This is a genomic window from Hydrogenophaga sp. (genome assembly GCF_041633695.1).
Classification (GTDB): domain Bacteria; phylum Pseudomonadota; class Gammaproteobacteria; order Burkholderiales; family Burkholderiaceae_C; genus Hydrogenophaga.
Genome location: NZ_JBFJMY010000328.1, coordinates 1 through 4,705, shown reverse-complemented (window position 1 = coordinate 4,705; position 4,705 = coordinate 1). Strand labels below are relative to the sequence as shown.

Below are 4,705 nucleotides of genomic sequence, written 5' to 3'. Positions count from 1 at the left end.
GCACTTCGCGCCGTCACGCTTCCAGACTTCGAGCTTGACGTGGGTTGGGATGACACGCCGTCGCTGCGCGTCCACTTGGACTGGCTGTTCGAAGTCCTCATCGCCCTCAACAGCGACCAGTTTGAACTTGCAAACTGTGCGGAACTCATCGCGCTCGATCCAGGAATCCACGAGATGGAAGATGCCGTTGTACGACCAAATTCCAGGGCGGATCTTTTCGTAGACCCGGACCCGTTCAGGCCGACGGCTTCCGACTTTGGCGGCGTGCGCCGCCGACGCGAACTTTCCGTTTTGTGTGGGTCCGCCGTTCGAGTATTTCAATGGTTGATCTACGACCTTCGGATTGGGGCTCGAAGCACTCTTAGGCATATCGTGGCCTTCGTAGACCAGCGTCGTTCCAGAATCTTCAAGCCGATCGCGATACGGTGCATTCGGTCGCACCGACATGAGTATCACTGAGTGGTTACCGCCGAGGCCAAAGTTCAAGCCTTGCTGAAGACTTGTGCGCTCGCGTTGGCACATCTCGATGTAGGAAATGATGTTATCGCTCACGGTGCCCTTCTTGACGCCCAACTTTAGTGTAGTTCGCGTTTCACCAGATCCCTTCAACGACCGCGAGATAACATGGCAAGACATTTCCAAGAACTGTTTTTATTTTGATGAATTTACACCGGGACACGGCTTGCATAAACAGGTGAATCAAAATTGACAAGCTTCGTGACCGTGCTGCAACGCGTTGCCCGAAAGCAGCTTCGGCCCTAGAAACCCACGATATCACTATAGCCTGCAGACAAAGGGCGGATGTGCAATAGACAAGTTTTTGCCGAATCCGCCTGAATCCTGTTGCCACGCAATTCAGGGCCGCCAATAGTGGTAACTCCAAACCGTCTCCAACCCAACACGCCGATACAACGCCAGCGCCGAAGTGCTGCTCTCGTGCACCTGCAAATACATGCGCTTCACACCCCGCGCTCGGGCTTCCAGCGCCATGGCCAGCAACACCTTTCCTGCCAACCCTCTTCCGCGCTGGCGGGCTTCGGTGCGCAAACCGTGCAGGCCCAGCCAGCCGTGGCCAAAAGACGCGGCGGCGCAGGCCAGGGTCTGGCCGCCGCCCAAGCCCATGCGCAGGCTCACAAAGCGCGTGCCCTGCGCGCGGGCCAGCGAGGCGGCGCGGCTGGCGCCGTCCACCGGGTCGAAGCCTTCGCCCAAGAACATCGCCATCCAGGCGGCATCGGGGCGCTCGTCCAGCGCCACGCCTTCGGTGCCCAAGTGGCTGAGCGCGGCGATCACCTTGTCGATGCGCCCCACCTGCGTCAGCGTGGGTTGGTCGTGCGTGAAACCCAAAGCGAGCAAGTGGGAGCGCAAGGCATCGAACGCGGGCAGGTCGGGCACTCTGAGCACGGGCTGAAAACCGTTGGCTCGGTAGGCCTGTGCGATGCGATCTGCGGCTGCGGGGTCCGCGGCCTCGCGGGTCCAAGGCACGGCGCTTTTGGCCCGGCCCACCGTGCCGCTGTCCATGGGCAGCAGCCAGCCGGGCAGTTCGTGCACTTGCTCGGGCGCCACCGCCTGCAAGGTGGCACGCTCCAGCGATTCGATATCGCTTTCGGCCAATGTCATGGCGCTATGCGTTGCTCGCCTGTATGCCCCACTTGGCCAGCGCCGCGTCGTCGCTCACGCGTGCGTCGACCCAGCGCGCCCCTTCGGGCGTCTGTTCTTTCTTCCAGAACGGCGCCTGGGTCTTGAGGTAGTCCATCAGGAACTCACAGGCCTGGAAGCTCTCGCCACGGTGGGCCGAGGTCACGGCCACCAGCACGATCTGGTCCAGCGGCTGCAGCAGGCCCACGCGGTGGACCACGCGGGCGGCGTAAATGTCAAAACGCGCCATGGCCTCGTCGATCATGGATTCAATGGCTTTTTCGGTCATGCCGGGGTAGTGCTCCAGCTCCAGCGTGCTCACGCTGGCCCCGTCGTTGCGGTCGCGCACCGTGCCCACAAAACTGCACACGGCGCCCACGCGTTTGTCGTTCAGGCGCAGCGCCTCTATCTCGGCGTCGAGCTTGAAGTCGTCGGTTTGGATGCGGACTCTGGGCGTTTGCATGTTCGGATTGTGCCAGTGATATCATGCCGCGATGTTCACGCTCGCCGCCACGCCCAACCACCCGATGCCGTGCGGCTTCGGCACGGCTGGCAGCGTTTGCTTCGGCAGCAAGAAATCTAAAAAACCAGAGCTCATCTGACCGGAGCTGTGGTTCCGTCCTCAGATGAGCGATGGAACCACAAGGCAGGCACACACGCCCGCCCTTCCCCGGTACCCCCGCGCATCTGTTGGACAGGTTTGTCCATCGGTCGTTTTTTGTACGGGAATACAGCATGAGACCCTCTATCGATTTTTCGGGGCTTTGGATCCCCTTGGTCACGCCGTTTCACGACGGCCTGGTGGACCACACCGCGTTGACACGCCTGGTCAAACGCTACGCCCCGACAGGCGTTGCGGGTTTTGTGGTTTGCGGCTCCACGGGCGAGGCCGCCTCGTTGGACGAAGCCGAGCAACTGGCCGTGCTGGACACCGTTCTGGCGGCCAGCGACGAGCGCCCGTTGATCATGGGCTTGTCGGGCTACAACCTGCCCCAGACGCTGGCCTGGGTGCGCGCGCTGTGTTCGCACCCCGGGGCCGCCCGGCTGGCCGGGTTGCTGGTGCCGGCGCCCCACTACATCCGCCCCTCGCAAGCCGGGCTGCTGGGCTGGTTCAAAGCCATCGCGAACCAGGCCGCTTGCCCGGTGGTGGTTTACGACATACCGCAACGCACCGGCGTCACGCTCGCACCCGACACCTTGCTCGCGCTGGCCCACCACCCCAACATCCGCGCGGTGAAGGATTGTGGCCATGACGCGGCCAAAACCCAGGCTCTGATTGCGGACGGGCGGCTACAGATATTGGCCGGAGAAGATCAGCAGATGTTCACCACCATGGCCCTGGGTGGTGTGGGTGCGATAGCGGCCAGCGCCCACCTGCACACCGAGCAGTTTGTCGACATGGTGCGCTTGTTGCGCCAAGGCGATCTGACACAGGCCCGTGCGCTTTGGGCGCCGCTGGTGCCGGTGATCGACGCCTTGTTTGCAGAGCCCAACCCAGCGTCGATCAAGGCCGCCTTGGCCAGCGAAGGCTGGCTTCAGAACGAGCTGCGCCCACCCATGGTGGCGGCCCGCCTACCCGCCCGTGACGGGCGGGAAAAAAGCCACTTCGGCGGGTGAGACCAGGGCCGCTGATTCCACGGTCATGGTCTGGTTCAGCGCCACGCGCACGGCCTTGCCACGGGCCAGAGCGTCGGCGTACCCGCCACCTCGGGCGATGAGTTCGTCGCGCAACTCGGCCACCGTGGTGGCCTGGGTGTCCAGGGTTTCCTGTCCCAGGTTCACGGCCTCGCGGATCGAGGCGAAATACCGCAACTGCACTTTCATGACACCGCTTTCATGCAAGCAAATCGTTGAAGGAAACGTAGGGCACCAGTTGCCCGTGGGTGATGGTCTGCCCCGCCGGCTTGTCCACCAGACCGTCGCCCCAGGCGGCCGATGTGAGCACGCCCGAACTCTGGTTGGGAAACAGGTCCAGACCACCGCTGGTATTGCGGCGTACCCGCAGGAACTCGCGGCGCTTGTCTGCACGCTCCACGCTGAAATGGGCCGGGAGCATGAGCGGCTGCCACGCTGGCACGGCAGCACCCTGCAACTGGAGCAAGAAGGGCCGCACCAGCAGCAAGAAGGTCACGAAGCTCGACACCGGGTTGCCCGGCAGGCCGATGAAGTGGCAGGGTTGAGACGCCTGCCCACCGGCACCGGCGTCGCGGCGCACCGTGCCATAGGCAAACGGCTTGCCCGGATTCATGGCGATCTGCCACAGGTCCAGACTGCCCAGCTGTTGCACCGCCGGTTTGACGTGGTCTTCTTCGCCCACCGACACACCGCCGCTGGTGAGGATGAGATCGTGGTGATCGGCGGCCGACTTCAGCGCGGCCAGCGTCGCGTCGCGCTGGTCCGGCACGATGCCGAGATCGCTCACCTCGCAGCCCAGCCGCCGCAACAAGGCACGCAAGAAGAACCGGTTGGAGTTGTAAATGGCGCCGGGCTTCATGGCCTGCGGCGGCACGTCACCCGGCATCACCAATTCGTCGCCGGTGGAAAACAAGGCCACGCGGGGACGACGCAGCACCGGCACATGCGCCAGACCGATGCTGGCGGCCAGACCCAGACCCGCAGCCGACAAACGCGCACCGCGCGCCAGCACCACGGCACCGCGCGCCACGTCTTCACCCGCGCGTCGCACCCATTGGCCCGGCTGGGGAAGCGCTTGTATGTGCACGCCATGGATGTCACCCGCCACCTCCAGCGTGTCTTCCTGCATCACCACCGCGTCGGCCCCGGCGGGCATGGGGGCGCCGGTGAAAATGCGGGCGCAGGTGCCTGCGCGCAGCGGCTCGCCCGCATGCCCGGCCGCGATGCGCTGGGACACCGGCAACACCGTGCCAGCGGCGAGCACATCGGCCACGCGCACGGCGTAGCCGTCCATGGACGAATTGTCGTTCGGTGGCACATGCAGGGCCGACACCAGGTCTTGCGCCAACACGCGGCCATCGGCATCGAACGTGGCCACGGATTCGGCCTCGGTCAACGGCAGCGCATGCGCCAGCAAGGCGCGCAGCGCCTCGTC

6 protein-coding genes are annotated in these 4,705 nt (G+C 64.2%); 1 reads left to right on the top strand and 5 read right to left on the bottom strand.

From position 1 onward, the window contains the following. From ABYB95_RS17170 to ABYB95_RS17160, 3 genes are all read right to left on the bottom strand, one after another. Positions 1-552, bottom strand: a 552-nt coding sequence (locus ABYB95_RS17170; protein WP_372659775.1) for a hypothetical protein, incomplete at its 3' end; no start/stop codon positions are given. A gap of 303 nt (positions 553-855) precedes the next feature. After that, the gene (locus ABYB95_RS17165) at positions 856-1,617 is read right to left on the bottom strand and encodes a GNAT family N-acetyltransferase (RefSeq protein ID WP_372659774.1); all 762 of its coding nucleotides are present in this window, start codon (positions 1,615-1,617) and stop codon (positions 856-858) included. A 4-nt stretch (positions 1,618-1,621) separates the two neighbouring features. Continuing rightward, positions 1,622-2,098, bottom strand: a complete 477-nt coding sequence (locus ABYB95_RS17160) for a molybdenum cofactor biosynthesis protein MoaE (protein ID WP_372659773.1) — start codon at positions 2,096-2,098, stop codon at positions 1,622-1,624. A gap of 272 nt (positions 2,099-2,370) precedes the next feature. On the opposite strand from ABYB95_RS17160, the gene dapA reads away from it, so the two are divergent. Next, a complete protein-coding gene (gene dapA / locus ABYB95_RS17155) occupies positions 2,371-3,252 on the top strand; it encodes a 4-hydroxy-tetrahydrodipicolinate synthase (protein WP_372659772.1) in 882 nt (293 codons plus the stop codon). On the opposite strand, the gene moaD is transcribed toward dapA, so the two are convergent. Together moaD and glp are read right to left on the bottom strand one after the other, a co-directional pair. Further along, positions 3,208-3,459, bottom strand: coding sequence for a molybdopterin converting factor subunit 1 (gene moaD / locus ABYB95_RS17150; RefSeq protein WP_372659771.1), 252 nt, complete (start codon positions 3,457-3,459; stop codon positions 3,208-3,210). The genes dapA and moaD overlap by 45 nt on opposite strands. A gap of 10 nt (positions 3,460-3,469) precedes the next feature. Further along, the coding region (gene glp, locus ABYB95_RS17145; RefSeq protein WP_372659770.1) for a gephyrin-like molybdotransferase Glp at positions 3,470-4,705 on the bottom strand (1,236 nt) is incomplete at its 5' end.